General features: G+C 49.3%; 12 protein-coding genes. 8 read left to right on the top strand and 4 right to left on the bottom strand.

Features of this window, described 5'->3' with window-relative positions; genetic code table 11:
• Positions 1 to 64: 64 nt before the first annotated feature.
• Positions 65 to 967 (bottom strand): dTDP-4-dehydrorhamnose reductase, encoded by a 903-nt coding sequence (rfbD, locus tag ACN5NT_RS13760; RefSeq protein WP_136795748.1) that lies wholly within the window; start codon positions 965 to 967, stop codon positions 65 to 67.
• A gap of 5 nt (positions 968 to 972) precedes the next feature.
• Positions 973 to 1,851 (bottom strand): glucose-1-phosphate thymidylyltransferase RfbA, encoded by an 879-nt coding sequence (gene rfbA, locus ACN5NT_RS13755; protein ID WP_136795747.1) that lies wholly within the window; start codon positions 1,849 to 1,851, stop codon positions 973 to 975.
• A 125-nt stretch (positions 1,852 to 1,976) separates the two neighbouring features.
• Between rfbA and ACN5NT_RS13750 the strand changes: the two genes are divergently transcribed.
• Together ACN5NT_RS13750 and ACN5NT_RS13745 are read left to right on the top strand one after the other, a co-directional pair.
• Positions 1,977 to 3,341, top strand: coding sequence for a phosphomannomutase (locus ACN5NT_RS13750; protein ID WP_136795746.1), 1,365 nt, complete (start codon positions 1,977 to 1,979; stop codon positions 3,339 to 3,341).
• A 41-nt stretch (positions 3,342 to 3,382) separates the two neighbouring features.
• A complete protein-coding gene (locus ACN5NT_RS13745; RefSeq protein ID WP_136795745.1) occupies positions 3,383 to 4,819 on the top strand; it encodes a mannose-1-phosphate guanylyltransferase/mannose-6-phosphate isomerase in 1,437 nt (478 codons plus the stop codon).
• 30 nt (positions 4,820 to 4,849) lie between these two features.
• Here ACN5NT_RS13745 and ACN5NT_RS13740 read toward each other — a convergent pair whose 3' ends face one another.
• Together ACN5NT_RS13740 and mtnA are read right to left on the bottom strand one after the other, a co-directional pair.
• On the bottom strand, positions 4,850 to 5,272 hold the full coding sequence (locus ACN5NT_RS13740; protein ID WP_419175793.1) for a PilZ domain-containing protein: 423 nt from the start codon (positions 5,270 to 5,272) through the stop codon (positions 4,850 to 4,852).
• A 331-nt stretch (positions 5,273 to 5,603) separates the two neighbouring features.
• Positions 5,604 to 6,713 carry an S-methyl-5-thioribose-1-phosphate isomerase gene (gene mtnA / locus ACN5NT_RS13735; protein WP_419175792.1) on the bottom strand — a complete coding sequence of 370 codons (1,110 nt, stop codon included), beginning with the start codon at positions 6,711 to 6,713 and terminating at the stop codon, positions 5,604 to 5,606.
• A gap of 475 nt (positions 6,714 to 7,188) precedes the next feature.
• Between mtnA and ACN5NT_RS13730 the strand changes: the two genes are divergently transcribed.
• The 6 genes from ACN5NT_RS13730 (at position 7,189) to cysS (ending at position 16,434) form a co-directional block, all read left to right on the top strand.
• The gene (locus ACN5NT_RS13730) at positions 7,189 to 8,409 is read left to right on the top strand and encodes an ammonium transporter (protein ID WP_136795742.1); all 1,221 of its coding nucleotides are present in this window, start codon (positions 7,189 to 7,191) and stop codon (positions 8,407 to 8,409) included.
• 197 nt (positions 8,410 to 8,606) lie between these two features.
• On the top strand, positions 8,607 to 8,945 hold the full coding sequence (locus ACN5NT_RS13725; RefSeq protein WP_419175791.1) for a P-II family nitrogen regulator: 339 nt from the start codon (positions 8,607 to 8,609) through the stop codon (positions 8,943 to 8,945).
• Between the two features lie 3 nt (positions 8,946 to 8,948).
• The gene (gene glnD, locus ACN5NT_RS13720; RefSeq protein WP_419175790.1) at positions 8,949 to 11,537 is read left to right on the top strand and encodes a [protein-PII] uridylyltransferase; all 2,589 of its coding nucleotides are present in this window, start codon (positions 8,949 to 8,951) and stop codon (positions 11,535 to 11,537) included.
• A 197-nt stretch (positions 11,538 to 11,734) separates the two neighbouring features.
• The gene (gene glnA / locus ACN5NT_RS13715) at positions 11,735 to 13,063 is read left to right on the top strand and encodes a type I glutamate--ammonia ligase (RefSeq protein WP_136795739.1); all 1,329 of its coding nucleotides are present in this window, start codon (positions 11,735 to 11,737) and stop codon (positions 13,061 to 13,063) included.
• A 387-nt stretch (positions 13,064 to 13,450) separates the two neighbouring features.
• Complete coding sequence (locus ACN5NT_RS13710) at positions 13,451 to 13,924, top strand: DciA family protein (RefSeq protein WP_419175789.1); 474 nt, start codon at positions 13,451 to 13,453, stop codon at positions 13,922 to 13,924.
• 179 nt (positions 13,925 to 14,103) lie between these two features.
• Positions 14,104 to 16,434 carry a cysteine--tRNA ligase gene (gene cysS, locus ACN5NT_RS13705; protein WP_419175788.1) on the top strand — a complete coding sequence of 777 codons (2,331 nt, stop codon included), beginning with the start codon at positions 14,104 to 14,106 and terminating at the stop codon, positions 16,432 to 16,434.
• Positions 16,435 to 16,454: the final 20 nt, after the last annotated feature.

Below are 16,454 nucleotides of genomic sequence, written 5' to 3'. Positions count from 1 at the left end.
AGAGCGGAGTGAGGTGAGAGGGGGAGACCATCTGTTCCGATTACTCCCACTCTCCTGAGTAGCTCTATATTCCCAATGAAGTTTCAGCTTCTTTCAGAAGTTCTTCCCTGTGATGATTCACAAAACGATCGATATCTTTCTGCCAGTGTCGAAAAGTGGAGATGCCAGCGCCATCAAGCCGGCTGTTGGCGAGAATAGAATTGGCAGGGCGGTGGGCAGGTGTTGGATAATCGCTGGTAGCGCAGGGGGAGAAATTATGCTCTATGCCCATTTTCATGAGAAAGTATAGCGCGGCTTCAAACCAGGTGGAGTAGCCATCGGCTGTTGCATGGACGATTCCCTTGATGTCTGAAGTCAGCAAGCGCTCTATCTGTTGCGCCAGGGTGTACGACCAGGTGAGTGAACCGTACTGGTCATGGACTACCCGTACTCCGTTGGCCAGTTTGCCGGCCTTGTCGGCAAGTGCCAGACGCAGCATTGTTTTCAGGAAATTTTTGCCATGGGCTGAATAGAGCCAGGCCGTTCGTAAAATAACGTAATCTTCTGCATAGCGCGCTATAGCTTCTTCGCCGGCAAGTTTGGATCTTCCATACTCGGAAAGCGGGTTGGTTGAATCATTTTCTGTGTACGCCTCAGGAGCAGGCAGGGAGCCGTCGAACACGTAGTCTGTCGAGATATGTATCAGCCTGAAGTTATGCTCGTGACTGGCCTTAGCCAGTAATTCAGGCCCGAGCGCGTTTACTTTCCAGGCGTGTTCCCTTTCGGTCTCACAGGCGTCAACTGCAGTGTAGGCGGCGCAGTTTATCAATACCTCGGGCTGGTGCCGGGCAATATGGCTGTTGATGGTTGCAGCGTCACTGATATCCATACGTGGGGCGTTGCAGCCAATCACCTGGTGATTTTCAGCGAGCAGCGCACAGCAATCGCGGCCGAGCTGTCCGGTACTTCCGGTAATAACAATTTTCATAGATCTTAACGCATCTGAAATTCTGAGGATATTTCCCTGATATACTGACCATACTGGTTTTTAAGCATGTCTTCGGCCAGGCTGTTGAGTTGGTCCAAGGTGATATAGCCGAGTTGGAAGGCGATTTCTTCTATGCAGGCAATTTTTAGCCCCTGGCGTTCCTGAACCGCCTGCACATAGTTGGAAGCCTGCATAAGCGACTCATGGGTACCGGTATCGAGCCAGCAAAAGCCGCGGCCAAGGGGTTCTACAGAGAGTTTACCGCGCCTCAGGTACTCGTTGTTTATATCGGTGATTTCCAGCTCACCCCGTGCAGATGGTGTGATCCCTTCTGCGATTTCAAGAACATTATTATCGTAGAAATAGAGGCCGGGAACTGCATATTTTGATTTTGGCTTGAACGGTTTTTCTTCAATGCCGAATACCTGATTTTTTTCATCGAATTCAACCACGCCGTATCGCTCTGGATCTTTTACCAGGTAACCAAAAATCAGGCCGCCTTCAGTGAGTTGTGCTGCGCTTTTGACAATACGTGAAAAACCGGGGCCGAAAAAGATGTTGTCACCAAGTATAAGGCAAACCGAATCATCTCCGATGAATTCCCGGCCTATGATGAAGGCCTGGGCAAGTCCCTCTGGCTTTGGCTGTACTTCGTAGCTGATTCTCAGCCCCAGATGGCTGCCGTCGCCAAAGAGGTCTTCAAAACCCGGCAGGTCATGCGGTGTGGAAATGATCAGAATATCACGTATGCCCGCCAGCATCAGCACGGAAAGTGGGTAATATATCATTGGCTTATCATATACCGGGATAAGCTGTTTGCTGACGACACGGGTGAGAGGGTAGAGGCGGGTTCCCGAGCCTCCGGCAAGGATTATTCCTTTCATAAGAAGTGTTTTTTCAGGAGTTTAGGTTTGGTCGTTGATGTTGGCTTGAATTTCTTATACTATCGAGTATATCACATAATCAATTTGATAGTATAACCGCCCAAAATAAAATATGAAATGGTATTATGGTAGATAAAATTCCGGCCTGTTTCAAGGCCTATGACATACGCGGCAAAGTTCCGGAAGAGTTGAACCCTGATCTGGCCAGGCAGATTGGGCGAGCTTATAGCAAAATTTTTGGAGTTCAGCGTGTTGCGGTTGGTTATGACATCCGGTTGAGCAGCAAGGAGTTGGCTGGTGCACTAATTGCCGGTCTTCTCGAAAGCGGAGTGGACGTGGTAAATATAGGGCTTTGCGGTACCGAAGAGATCTACCATGCAGCGTTTTCAATGCAGGGCTCAGGTGTTGACGGTGGAATAATTGTTACCGCAAGTCATAATCCTGCTGATTACAATGGCATGAAGTTTGTGGTTCAGGGTGCACGGCCGGTCACCGGTGAATCCGGTCTGTTGGAAATGGCCCGGCTTATAAACGAGGGTGGTTTGTCCGGTAAGAAAGACGGGCATGGACGAGAGTCGTCGCTGGAGGATAAAACTCCGTATATAGATCATCTCCTCAGTTATGTAGACGCAGCTCAGCTCAAGCCGCTGAAGATTGTGGTGAACAGTGGCAATGGTTGCGCTGGTGCAATAGTTGATCTGCTGGAACAACATCTGCCATTCGAATTTATACGTTTGAATCATGAACCGGACGGCACCTTCCCAAAAGGTGTGCCAAACCCCCTATTGCCGGAAAATCGAGAGGAAACCGCGGCGATGGTTAGGAAGACCGGGGCGGATCTCGGACTTGCCTGGGATGGGGATTTTGACCGATGCTTTTTCTGGGATGAGCGAGGGGAATTTATAGAAGGGTATTACATTGTCGGATTACTGGCCCAGGAGATGTTGGTCCAGGAGCCCGGCAGCAAAATTCTGTACGATCCAAGGCTCACCTGGAACAGTGAAGAGGTTATCAGGCAGGCGGGGGGGATACCGGTTATTACCAGAACAGGTCATGCCTTCATTAAAGAGCGCATGCGAGAAGAAGATGCCATTTATGGCGGTGAGATGTCTGCGCACCATTACTTCAGGAAATTTGGCTACTGCGATTCGGGCATGATTCCCTGGCTTCTGGTTTGCGCTCAGCTGAGTATTGATAAGCGTAAACTATCAGAGCTGGTGACCGAGCGAATGAGCGCCTACCCGGTTTCCGGAGAGATTAATCGTAGAGTAGCTGATGCAGATACGGTAATTCAGGCTATTGAAGAGAGATATTCTGACGGAAAGAAAACCTATATTGATGGTTTGTCGGTAGAATTCTCAGACTTCCGGTTTAATGTGCGAAAATCGAATACCGAACCCCTGTTGCGGCTCAATGTGGAAACCAGAGGTGATGTAGAGCTACTCCGGCAGAAGACAGGAGAGTTATTGGCTCTTATCGAGGGTGCTTAGCCGGCATCTCCAACTTCTGGTCGTAGAGGGATATAAACAAAATGCCAAAAATACGAGGTGCATCTGTGCCAAAAATACAACCTGTCATCTTAGCTGGCGGAAGCGGTTCCAGGCTTTGGCCACTTTCGCGTGAATTGTATCCGAAGCAGTTGTTGCAGCTTACCAACGAACATTCCCTGCTGCAGACCACTCTTTTGAGAATACATGCGCTTGATAATGTCCTGCCACCGGTGATTGTGGTGGGAGAGGAGCATCGGTTTACCACCACGATGCAGATCGAGGAGCTTGGTGTATTTCCGGAATTTACTATCCTTCTTGAGTCCACTGGCCGTAACACGGCTCCGGCTATTTGCGGGGCGGTTGAATATTGCTCGGCAAATATCGCCGATGATGCTGTGATGCTGGTATTGCCGGCAGATCATGTGGTGTTGAAGGTAGATGCTTTTTGTGAGGCCGTAGGCCATGCAGCCGAACTCGCTCAAAAAGGGGCTATTGTCACTTTTGGAATCGAGCCGACACACCCTGAAACGGGCTATGGTTATATAGAGCGCGGAGAGAAGAGTAGGGTTCGATCATTTAAGGAAAAGCCGGACCTGGCCGTGGCTCAGGAGTATTGCCTCAGTGGCAATTATTTCTGGAACAGTGGTATGTTTGCCTTTTCGCTGACAGCTTTTAAAGACGAGATGGCACAACATGCGGCTGAAATTTATAACTGCATGAAAAAAGCGGTTGCGACTGGAACCAGAGACGGAGCTTTTTTTCGATTTAATCCCGACGTGATCGAACAATGCCCAAGCGATTCGATCGACTATGCCCTGATGGAAAAAACCGATAAAGCATCAGTTGTTGCCGCGGATCTCGGGTGGAGTGATATAGGATCATGGCAGGCTCTGTGGCAGGTGCTGGATAAGGATGCTGATGGTAATGTTTGTCAGGGTGATGTTTTGCTTGAAGACACCAGAAACTGCCTCGTTAGATCCGGCGATACACTGGTTGCTGCTGTCGGCATGGAGGATACCCTGATAGTTGAGACAGCCGATGCCGTATTGGTGGCACCCCTTTCGCGGGCTCAGGATGTAAAGAAAATAGTAAACAAGCTGAAAAAGAAAAATCGTAAGGAATTTAAATTCCACCGGACAGTCCATAGACCGTGGGGGAATTACACGGTTTTGGAAGAGCAGGAACGCTATCAGATGAAGCGGATTACTGTTAACCCGAAAGCGAAACTTTCACTGCAGATGCATCATCATCGCTATGAGCATTGGGTTGTGGTCAAGGGGACAGCACGGGTGACGAACGGGGACGAGGTGCTGCTGGTCTATGAGAACGAGTCGGTTTATATTCCTGCAGGCTCAGTTCACCGTCTTGAGAATCCAGGTGTTATTGCTCTGGAGCTCATTGAGGTGCAGATAGGGCCGTATCTTGGCGAAGACGATATCGTCCGTTTCGAAGATGAATATGGGCGAGATGAAAATTAGCCGGGTGTTTCTGGCAGGTCAGCTGGTCGTCTAAAACTGCAATTCTTCGCGTTCGGATCCGTCTGATCGCGGAGAATGCAAATAGTTAATTGGCTCTCTATTTAGATTCTGCCCTTTTTTTACCTCTAAAAAGGCGTCTACATATTTCTGGTAGACCCTCTTGTGTTCACCGTGAAGTTCTTCAAAGGCAATTCCAGAAATATATTTCCCCATTTTCTCTCGGCAGTACACTATCGTCCCAATCAGGCCAACCAGGTCTTCTTCCAGGCCAACCGTTATTTCAAGGCGGGTTCCTGGCTCATGTTCATGCGCTGTCTCCAGCTTAATTCCACCTGCACTTACATCGATGGTGCGGCCCATGGAATAGGTCGTCTTGGTGCCGTCATCTTCCAGAACCAGATAGTCCAGCAGGTGAATGGCGTTGTGTCGAATGAATTTCCGTTTTTCGCTCATAGGGTTGACTGGTTAGAGTTATTAGCAGAATGAGTTAGGCCGGGATTATTGTGAGAAATCCCAGATCAAATGTTCCTGGGCCCCTGGCAAGAAATCAATGATGGCGCTGTGATGTGTCAGGCAGTGGCTGGTGGTTTTGTGCCGTTAGCTGACAGAGTTTTTTCTGGCAGCCTGAAGCCTTGGCATGCGTACTGATATGGTAGCATCGCCAAGCATACATGAGTGTGCATGACGTGTGTCGTCATAAAAAAGCTGCAGGTTGAAATATGCCTGGAGTCCGTCCCTGCAGCTCGTGATGATTGCAAAATGTAACTTGGAAAGGAAAGCGGTTTTAAAGATGAGCGTATTCCGGAAACAGCTCGGCAATTGCCATCTTGTCGGCCTTGCATCTGCCACGCTCGGTAATGAGTTCTGTAACGAGCCTGGCGGGTGTTACGTCAAAACTGTAGTTTGCTGCTTTGGTGCCCGGTGCAGCGATGGCTACCGTATTGGCAGAGCCGGAAGGATCGAGCCCGGAAATTTTTGTAATCTCATCCCCTGACCGCATTTCTATCGGAATATCATACCCGTTATCGATGGTCCAGTCAAAGGTTGAAGATGGTAGTGCGACATAAAAAGGGATGCTGTTGTCTCTGGCGGCCAGGGCTTTCAGATAGGTACCGATCTTGTTGGCAACATCTCCTGCTCTGGTGGTTCTGTCCGTGCCGACGATTACCATGTCTACCATACCATGTTGCATCAGATGGCCACCGGCATTGTCGGTGATCAGCGTATTGTCGATACCTTCCTGCTGTAATTCCCAGGCGGTAAGTTTGGCGCCCTGATTCCAGGGTCGGGTTTCATCGACCCAGACGTGGACCGGGATGCCGGCATCCCGTGCTGCATAAATCGGGGCTGTGGCACTTCCGTAGTCAACAAAGGCAAGCCAGCCGGCATTGCAGTGGGTGAGGATGTTGACCGGCTTGCCGCCTTTCTTTTTGCTTATTTCGGCAATCAACTCTTTACCATGCTCTCCAAGTCGTTTGCAGAAATCAGCGTCTTCATCGGCGATTGCACAGGCGGTGTCAAAAGCAACTTTGCGTTTTGCCGCTGCCGATTCAACCTGGCTCAGTGCGGCAAGAACTCTGTCTACTGCCCATTTAAGATTTCTTGCTGTTGGCCTGCTGGAGTTGAGATGCTCGCCTGCTTTGATCATCTCTTCCATGAAGCTATCGTCAGAAGCTTTGCAGGCGGCTATATACATGCCGAAGCCGGCTGTCGCTCCAATGAGGCCGGCGCCGCGGACGTGCATTTCGCGTATGGCTTTGAACACGTCATCGACGGTGCAAAGTTGTTCTACGATAAAGGAGTGGGGTAGCTGGCGTTGGTCTATGATGTTGACAACACCATCTTTCCCGATTTCCGGCCAGATGGTTCTGTAGTGCTTTCCATGTATGTTCATAATCTTGCCTAAAAAGTCATGTATGTATCTGGTTGAGGGGTGTGGCTTGACAGGTCTGGCCAGAATACTGCGATGGTTGGCAAATGTAAACGCGTTCGAAACAGAGATCTGCTCTTTAACCAGCATTTAACATGGCACCGGCAGGTGGAAAGGACTCAAGGGGAGGGAAGGAGTAAAACGCCCCAGAAGGGGATCTGGTAAGATCTAAAACTAAAATATAACAAAAAAGTAAATAATAGTTCGTGTGAAAAACTGGATATCTCATCGTTAAAATGGAGTAAATAATGGTTAAGTCGGGATAATTGAGGTGGTCCATTGCCTGGTGTGCCGAAAATTCATTATTGATTTAAGATTCAATTATGTTACCCTCCGTGCTGAAAATACAATAAAAATTACAGAAATGTAATTGTGATGCGGTTTGGAAGTGCCTGGAGAGCGTTTCCGGCTGAAAAAATTTCAACAAGGAGAGGGTTGGATGAATAGTGCTGATACAGCGTTTATTTTGGCAGCTGCCGGGCTCGTTATGCTCATGACACCGGGTCTGGCTTTATTTTACGGTGGTATGGTTCGTGGGAAAAATGTACTCGGAACCATTATGCAGAGTCTTTTTCTGATTGCACTCATTTCTCTGGAGTGGGTTTATGTTGGGTATTCGATGGCTTTTGGCCCGGATGTGGGAGGGCTTGTAGGTGATTTGTCCTGGTTTGCCCTGAATGGTGTGACAACTGCGCCGAGCCCTGATTATGCAAGCACGATTCCGCAGACCGTGTTTATGATATACCAGTGTATGTTTGCAGTTATTACTCCTGCGCTGATTACCGGCGCTTTTGCTGAGCGCGTTCGTTTTGTGCCATTTCTGGTCTTCTCAGTTCTTTGGGCGATTCTGGTGTATAACCCGGTTTGTCACTGGATCTGGGGTAAGGGCGGTTGGCTCGGTAATATGGGGGTTATGGATTTTGCGGGTGGTCTCGTTGTTCACCTTACCTGTGGTGCGGCAGCTTTGGCCGGTGTGCTGGTGATAGGCAATCGTCGCGGTTATGGCAGGACGAGTTTCATGCCGCATAATCTGCCGATGACTATGCTCGGCACGGGACTACTCTGGTTCGGCTGGTTTGGTTTTAATGGCGGTTCGGCTCTTGCTGCAGATGAAGTCGCTGCCACCGCTTTTGTGGCCACGCATCTTGCAGGTATGGCAGGGATGTTCATGTGGGTTGTGATGGAGTGGATTACCCAGGGTAAGGCGACTACGCTTGGCGCGGCATCCGGTGCGATTTCGGGGTTGGCGACCATTACTCCGACCGCAGGCTTTGTAGGGCCGAATGCAGCGATATTGATTGGCCTTATGGGGGGCGTGGTCTGTTTTATCGCGGTGAACTCAAAATCGAAGTTTAAACTGGATGATTCTCTGGATGTTGTGGGGATTCATGGTATCGGTGGCTTGCTGGGTAGCCTCTGTCTTGGTATCTTTGCTTCAACTGCGGTAAATCCGGGTGGAGTTGATGGCCTGCTCTATGGTAATGTTGCTCAGTTGGTCGCTCAGGTGAAGGGCATCCTGATTGTAGGGGGCTATACCTTTGTTGTGAGCTGGGTGCTTTTTAAGGTGATCAACGCGACTATTGGTCTCAGGCTTGAAGAGGAGGCCGAGGTCGTTGGTATGGATTCTTCTGAGCATTCGGAGACGGCCTATAATAATTAGTTTTCGTTCAGCGGGTCGATTTTCGATCATTTGCCTGACTGTGCTGCAACGTGTTGTTATTGGAAGTGATGTCGGCTACTATGTCGCATTGAGAATCAGGCAGATGGGTTGGCTGTATGATGAAATGATTATGTTCTGACCGGAAGCCGCAGGCGATAGTCTGTGGTTCCGGTCAGGGCCAAATATAGAGGGAAGCCATGAAAAAAATTGAAGCGATTATCAAGCCGTTTAAACTTGATGATGTAAAGGATGCTTTGAATGAGGTTGGTCTTAAGGGTATGACAATCTCAGAGGTGAAGGGGTATGGTCGTCAGAAAGGGCATACAGAGATTTATCGCGGTGCCGAATATGTCGTCGACTTTATACCAAAGGTTAAGATCGAACTGGTTGTTCCGGCCGACCAGGTTGATTTGGTAGTCGACAAGATCAGGAATGCCGCCAATACCAATAAAATTGGAGACGGTAAGATATTCGTCACCCCGGTTGAGCGGGTTATTCGCGTGCGTACTGGTGAAGAAGGGCGGGATGCGGTGTAATTCATGAGTGTACAGCTTCGTGCAGACAGAGAGGCTCTCGAGCGGTTATGGGAGCAGGGCTTGACCGGCAAAGAGCTTCTCCTGCAGCATAGCCGTCTGGTCGACGAGTTTATTGTCGAGTGTTTTGAAAAGGTGAAGCCGGATGTGGGCGGGGACCAGGTTGCCCTGTTGGCCCTTGGCGGCTATGGCCGCCGTGAGCTCTTTCCGTTTTCGGATATCGATTTGATGATCTTGTATCATCAGGATCTGGAGGACGGAATTGGTGCTGTGGTCGACGGGATACTGTATCCACTCTGGGATACCGGTTTGGAGGTCGGGCACGGTGTTCGGACCGTGGAGCGATCGATGCAGCAGGCCGGGGAAGATTATTTTTTCCAGGTAGCCATGCTCGACGCCAGGCTTATCCACGGGTCGCAGAGCCTCTTTGACGAGTTGCTGACAGCGTATCGTAAGAAGTTTGTGACAGGTAATCGCGGCAGTTTTGTCGAGCAGATGAAAGAGCACCGTGAGCGGCGCCGTAATCGTTACGGCAGCCATAGTTTTCTGCTTGAGCCCCATATAAAAGAGGGAAAGGGCGGGATGCGTGATATCCAGTCCATGTCCTGGGTGGCGCAGGTTGTGTTCGGGCTCCAGGGTGTTGAGGACTTCTGCGATGCCGGGCTGATGCTGGAGGATGAGCGGGATCAGTTTCTCAAGTCCTGGGATGCGCTGGTCCAGTTGCGGAATCGCCTCCACTACTGCTCGCGCCGTAAGAACGACCAGCTTTATTTTGAGTTGCAGGAAGAAGTCGCCCAGGCGCTCGGGTATCAGGTTGTTGATGGTGTTTTGGGGGTCGAGCAGTTCATGCGCGATACCTACGGGCATATGGAAAATATTGCCATCGCCTCCGATCTCTTCTTTGATCATGTCGACGAGGTTCTCGGGTTCGCTACGAAAAGCGCTCAACAGATCCCAGATCGTGAGATTGAGAAGGGAGTGGAGATCCGTCGGGGGCGTGTGCATATCACTGCGATGCCGAGGCAGATCGCGGCCAAGCCGCAATTGTTGATGAGGGCTTTTCTCGCTTCTGCACGCACTGGCGTGCTTCTGCATCATAGAACCCGCAAGCTGATCGCGTCATCCCTCGATCGGGTAAATGACAAGATGCGGCATTCGCCCCGCATGTCAAAGGCGCTGGTGCATATTCTCGAGGAGGCGGACGATGTATTCGCAATCCTGGAGGTTATGCTGGAGACCGGGTTGCTTTCGGCATACATTCCGGAGTTTAAGAAAATCGAGACCCTGGCTCAACACGATATCTACCATATATATACAGTAGATCGTCATTCGCTACAGGCTGTGGCTGAGCTTCGCAAGGTGATTGACGCTGAACCGGGTATTTTTGAGTTGGTTGAGATGCCGGCTATGCTGTTTATGGCAGCGCTGTTGCATGATGTGGGTAAAGGTTCCGGGCGTGATCATTCGGATGAGGGTGCCGATGTCGTGGCCAGGATAGGGCGGCGTATGTCCTTTACGGATGAAGAGATTGAATGTCTTTCCTTTCTCGTCCGGTATCACCTCTTTGTCCCGGAAAATTCACTCAGGCGTGATCTGAACGATGTATCATTTATCCAGCGCTGCGCCGAAACCATCGGCGATGTGGGGCGATTGTCTATGCTCTATCTGCTGAGTGTTGCGGATTCGCGTGCCACCGGGCCTTCCGCCTGGAGTGACTGGAAAGCCGCCCTTATGCAGGAGATGTATTTTAAAGTGCGTTCCTCCATTGAGACAATGGAGGTGGTTGAAGTTGAGGCCGGTTTGTCTGAAGGGGATGTGGAGCAGAATGCCGAGTGGCTGCGAACCCAGATAGCCGAGCGGCTTAAGGGGAGCAATGGTCTGAGAGTCGATCTGGAGATGTTGCCGATTGATTATGTGATGACATTCTCCCCAGATACCGTTTGTGATCATGTCCGGTTGCACCGGGATCATTATGGGCTGGTGCGCCAGAAGTCTCTCGTTGTCGCCAGTGATCGTGATGACTGCTGGTCGCTTCTGGTTATGTCAATGGACAGGCCGGGGTTGCTGGCGAAAATATGCGGCGTGCTCGCTCTGCATAATCTTAATGTGGTTCGTGCTCAGATTTTCACCTGGGATGATAATACCGCTGTGGATATTCTTGATGTGCGACCGACAGACGGCTTGAGTTTTGTCGAAAAAGACTGGCTGGCCATTAATGATGATCTTGATAGGGCGATTGTTCATCGCCTTGGTCTCGGGCACAGGTTGTATCAGAAGCTCGCACCTACTATCGGCAGGCGTCATGAGCTTGTGAGCAAGGTTGAGCCGCGGGTGGTGATTGATAATGAAAGTTCTGATACCTACTCGGTCATCGAGGTGTATTCGGCAGATCTGCCTGGTCTTCTCTACCATATCACCCAGACGCTTGCTGATTTCGGCATGAATATACATAAGGCGATTATTGCCACGGAAGTCGAGCAGTTGATTGATGTTTTTTATGTTCTCGACTCCCGGGGCAGAAAAGTCGAGGATGAGGATTTCAAGCAGGAGATAACCCAGGGGGTGCTCTACTCTCTCGGACGCTCTGAAAAATAGATCCCACGTTGTCTGATGCGTACACTAAGTCATTGTGTGCGCATTTTTTTGCGCATCAAAAATGACAAAAGTGTAACAAAAATTAAAATTGCTATTGCAAAGGTTGTCAGAAATGTTATTTTAGCACCAATCAATTAATGAGCGTAGTTGTTGAGCAGTGCAGAAAAAAAAATAAGTACAAAAAGGAGATACCTGAAATGACCAGGGAAGAAATTTTGCAGATTATTGAGGACCAGAATATCCAGTATTTCCGTCTGCAGTTCGTTGATATTCTAGGCTTTATGAAGAACGTAGCTATTCCGAAGAGCCAGATTGGTAAAGCTCTTGATGGAAATATGATGTTTGACGGTTCTTCCATTGACGGTTTTGTACGTATCAACGAGTCTGATATGTACCTCAAGCCGGATTATGATACCTTCACGGTATTGCCTTGGAGAAATAAAGACGGTGTTGCTGCAGCACGTATCATCTGTGATGTCTATAAAGCTGATGGCACTCCGTTCGAAGGCTGCCCACGTGTGAACCTCAAGCGTGTACTTGCCGAAGCAAAAGAGCTTGGCTACACCATGAATGTAGGTACCGAGGCTGAGTTCTTCCTGTTTGAGCGTGACGAAGATGGTCTGCCGACCACTATCACCAACGATACCGCTGGCTACTTCTCCCTCGATCCTGAGGATATGGCCAATGACTGTCGTCGTGAGATTATCGAGACCCTCGAGTCCATGGGTTTTGAGATTGAGGCATCTCATCACGAGGTTGCTGAAGGACAGCACGAGATTAACTTCAAGTACGCCGATGCTCTGGCCGCAGCTGACAATACCGTAACTTTCAAATGGGTTGTTAAGTCTGTTGCTTCCAAATACGGTCTGCATGCGACCTTTATGCCAAAGCCGATTTTTGGCATCAACGGCTCTGGTATGCATACCAATCAGTCCCTGTTCAAGCTTGATGGCACCAACGCCTTCTTTGACGAGAGCGATGAGCTGCAGCTTTCCAAGGAAGCATACTCTTATATTGCCGGTCTTTTGAAGAATGCTCGTAGTTTCGCAGCTGTTACCAATCCGCTGGTTAACTCCTACAAACGTCTGGTTCCTGGTTACGAGGCACCTGTTTATGCTGCATGGTCTGCTTCCAACCGTTCTGCGCTGATTCGTATTCCTGCTTCCCGCGGAATTTCTACCCGTACCGAGCTCCGTTGCCCGGATCCAGCCTGTAACCCATATCTGGCACTGGCTATGATGCTGAGCTGTGGTCTTGAGGGTGTTAAGGGCGAGCTGGCTCCGCCAGCTGAGGTAAAGAAGGACATCTTCGAGATGACCACTGCAGATATGGAAGAAGAAGGTATCACCGTTTTGCCTGCTAATCTCAAAGAGGCTATCGAAGAGCTTAAAGTGAGCCCAATCGCTAAAGAAGCACTTGGACCGCATATCTTCGAGAAGTATATCGAAGCTAAAGAGACAGAGTGGGATAGTTTCCGTACCGCCGTAACTGAGTGGGAACTTGAGAACTACCTCACCATTTACTAGCACATCTTTTCACAGCAGTATTTTGCCACTGTTGTTTTGCGACCCGCATCCCTCATCTGAGGGATGCGGGTTTTTTCATGTGTAACATTGAATAATGATTGGCAAGGAAGTAGATAGAAGAAAATCTGCTGATCCGAGTATTTCGTGTGTTTATCGATTCCAGAATCCTGGTGTCAAGGGTAGGACTGTAGTAAGCACGGGTTAATTTTAATAATAAAGAGTACGAAATCGGTAGACGTTGCCGCACGATGCAAATCTGATCTGCAACCGCCGGGTATATGTATTACCCTTAAAAGAGTGGCGAAATGAGGCGTAATCACATCGTGTTTCATGATATAGCCAGAAAAAAACAGCGCTTTCATGAAATATTCTGGTCTGGTGTTACCTATGAGAGATGAACAGAGAAAAAACGCAAAAAAATTGCTGGCGGCAATTCTGCCTCGAGTGATGAAGGACAACGGCTGGGAAGCCAGGCTCGAGATGCACTCCATCTTTCCAGACTGGGAAAAAGTTGTGGATGAGACCACTGCCACCTACGCCCAACCGTTAAAAATTGTCAAAGAAACTTTATGGATAGAGGTGGAGAACTCTGCCTGGATGCAGCAGTTTCAATACCAGAAAATAATGCTTTTAAAGACTATTAATGGTCATCTGAAAAACTCCAAAATTAAGGATATTCGCTTTGTTCTGCCCCATGAGAGCCGAAAGGCGAAGGTTGAGGAGCCGAAGCTGAAATTCGTTGCCCCACCACGGGATGAGGTGGAAAAATTCGAGGAACAGTCGTCCTTTATTGAGGATGAGGCATCACGGGAGGCCCTGGTCCGGCTCTGGTACCTTTCCAAAGCCTGCAAGCGCGAGTAGAAAGGGTTTGCCAGGTCCTGTCCCCCAAAAAATGACTTGACCCAACTGTGATAGGCTGTATCTTCCACGAAGTATTAGTTATTTCCGGATGTGGTTCTTAAGTTTTCTCTCTGAAAGCTCATCTATCAACAACTCCATCACAGATGTATCGTGGTGTGTTCAAAATCATCGGTTGGCCAATGTTATTTGATTCAATTCTTGATGCAATTGGGAACACCCCGCTGGTCCGCATGAACAGGCTGTTGGACCAGCCTGGTGTAGAAATTTACGGCAAGGTGGAAGCCACCAATCCCGGCGGCTCCGTCAAGGAGCGTATCTCTCTTTCCATGATCGAAGCTGGCGAGGCCAGCGGCGCGTTGACCAAGGAAAAGATCGTGCTGGAGGCTACCAGCGGCAATACCGGTATCGGCCTGGCTATGGTTTGTGCAGCCAAGGGCTACCGTTGTGTGTTGGTGATGCCGGAGTCTGCCTCCATTGAGCGTCGTAAGATAATGCAAGCCTATGGTGCGGAGATTCTACTGACTCCTGCCAGGCGCGCCACAGATGGGGCGATAGAGAAGTGTTATGCAATGGCCAGGGAATTTCCCGATCGCTACTTTATGACCGACCAGTACAACAACGAGGCCAACTGGCGGGCGCACTATGTTGGTACTGCCCCGGAGATCTGGCGGCAGACGGAAGGAAAGGTGACCCATGTGGTCGCAACCCTGGGGACATCAGGCACCGTCATGGGGTTGAGTAAATGGTTCAGGGATAATCATCCCCATGTCAAAGTGCTGGCTGTTGAGCCAGGCCGGGGACATAAAATCCAGGGTCTGAAAAACATGAAGGAGTCGTATCGTCCTGGTATATATGATAAAAATCAGCCGGACCAGATTCTGCCTATTGAAGATGATGATGCCTTCAACATGGTGCGCAGGTTAGCGCGCACAGAGGGAGTGCTGGTTGGCATGAGCAGCGGTGCGGCCATGTCTGCGGCGGTGGATTATGCCAAAAACGTCGAGAGTGGGATGTTTGTAGTGCTGCTGCCGGATAGTGGTGAGCGGTATCTCAGTACTCCGCTTTTTACACCTCCGAAAAAGAGAGAGGAAAAAGAATCTCAACTTCATCTCTTCAACACTCTTTCCAAGAAAAAAGAACTGTTCGAGCCACAAAAAGAGGGGAGTGTCACCCTGTACAGTTGTGGCCCCACCGCATATGAAGAGGCAAACCTGCTGCTCTGCAGGCGCTTTGTATTTTCGGATCTTGTGACTCGTTATCTCGAAGTTAAAGGCTTTGAGGTATCAGCGTATATGAATTTCACCGATATCGATGATAACACCATCGCCGGTGCAGAGGCGGCAGGTAAGCCACTGGCTGATTTTACCCAGGGCTATATCGATGGGTTTATATCAGATATTGAGGCATTGGGTGCCAGGAAGGCAACAGGTTACCCCCGGGCCAGTGAGCATATAAAGGACATGATCGAGATTGCCCATGAGTTGCTGCATAAAGGGTATGCCTACGAAAAAAATGGCTCAATCTATTTCGATATCTCTAAATTTCCCAGATACGGCCGGCTCTCCGGGGTTGATCTTAGCAAGATTCAGTTGGGCAAAACAGTTGATCTGGATGACTATGAAAAAGACAACCCGCGTGATTTTACTCTTTTAAAGCGTTCGACTCTGTCTGAGTTGAAAAAAGGTATCTTCTTCGAGACAGACTGGGGAAATGTACGCCCAAGCTGGCATGTAGAGTGTGCTGCCATGGCAATTCGCAATCTCGGTGAGACGATGGATATCCATACCTCCAGCCGTAACCTGATGTTTCCCCATCATGAGAATGAGATCGCAATATCGGAGGCGTTGACGGACAAACCACTGGCGAAATACTGGCTGCACTCTGAGATGCTCCTGGTTGATGGGAAAAAGATGGCTGCTGAGAATGGTAATGTGGTGACTCTTGCCGATGTGGTGGCGAAGGGTTTCACCGCAAGGGAAGTGCGCTTGATGCTTCTGAGTGTGCACTATCGCAAGCCAATCAACTTCTCTTATAAACGGTTAGAGAGTGTACGTACGGCTTTGAGGCGTATTGATGAATTTATCTGCAAGCTGCACTGTTTGCCGCCGGGCAAGCCGCATCCGGAAGTTGCAAGTTATGTGTCGGCCATGGAAGAACAGTTTTTCGAGGCAATGGATGACGATCTGAACGTTTCTAAAGCGATGGCTGCGATTTACATCTTTATCAATCGGACCAATCCCATTCTCCTGCTCAATAATCTGGATCGTGACCAAAAAGAGTATATTCTTGAATGCCTGAAAAAAATTGATGATGTGCTGCGAATTTTTCGTTTGCAGGGTTGTCCACTGGCGCCGGAAGTGAATGCTTTGATCCAGCGCCGGGAGCAGGCCAGGTTAAAAAAAGACTGGCAACTTGCTGATGATGCAAGAGAAGAGCTGGCAGCTAAGGGGATAACTGTGATCGATACTGACAGTGGCCCTGTATGGAAAAAAATCAGGGGACTCGATTAATTTAAAAGAACCTGTTGCTT

Source organism: Desulfosediminicola sp., from assembly GCF_048381775.1.
GTDB lineage: Bacteria > Desulfobacterota > Desulfobulbia > Desulfobulbales > Desulfocapsaceae > Desulfopila > Desulfopila ganghwensis.
The sequence above is the reverse complement of the archived record's forward strand: the minus strand, read 5'-3'. Positions and strand labels throughout refer to the sequence as shown.

Excerpts from the sequence above, each read along its gene's own strand:
- rfbD (WP_136795748.1), bottom strand. The coding sequence starts at position 967 with ATGAAAATTGTTATTACCGGAAGTACCGGACAGCTCGGCCGCGATTGC.
- rfbA (WP_136795747.1), bottom strand. The coding sequence starts at position 1,851 with ATGAAAGGAATAATCCTTGCCGGAGGCTCGGGAACCCGCCTCTACCCT.
- ACN5NT_RS13750 (WP_136795746.1), top strand. The coding sequence starts at position 1,977 with ATGGTAGATAAAATTCCGGCCTGTTTCAAGGCCTATGACATACGCGGC.
- ACN5NT_RS13745 (WP_136795745.1), top strand. The coding sequence starts at position 3,383 with ATGCCAAAAATACGAGGTGCATCTGTGCCAAAAATACAACCTGTCATC.
- ACN5NT_RS13740 (WP_419175793.1), bottom strand. The coding sequence starts at position 5,272 with ATGAGCGAAAAACGGAAATTCATTCGACACAACGCCATTCACCTGCTG.
- mtnA (WP_419175792.1), bottom strand. The coding sequence starts at position 6,713 with ATGAACATACATGGAAAGCACTACAGAACCATCTGGCCGGAAATCGGG.
- ACN5NT_RS13730 (WP_136795742.1), top strand. The coding sequence starts at position 7,189 with ATGAATAGTGCTGATACAGCGTTTATTTTGGCAGCTGCCGGGCTCGTT.
- ACN5NT_RS13725 (WP_419175791.1), top strand. The coding sequence starts at position 8,607 with ATGAAAAAAATTGAAGCGATTATCAAGCCGTTTAAACTTGATGATGTA.
- glnD (WP_419175790.1), top strand. The coding sequence starts at position 8,949 with ATGAGTGTACAGCTTCGTGCAGACAGAGAGGCTCTCGAGCGGTTATGG.
- glnA (WP_136795739.1), top strand. The coding sequence starts at position 11,735 with ATGACCAGGGAAGAAATTTTGCAGATTATTGAGGACCAGAATATCCAG.
- ACN5NT_RS13710 (WP_419175789.1), top strand. The coding sequence starts at position 13,451 with ATGAGAGATGAACAGAGAAAAAACGCAAAAAAATTGCTGGCGGCAATT.
- cysS (WP_419175788.1), top strand. The coding sequence starts at position 14,104 with ATGTTATTTGATTCAATTCTTGATGCAATTGGGAACACCCCGCTGGTC.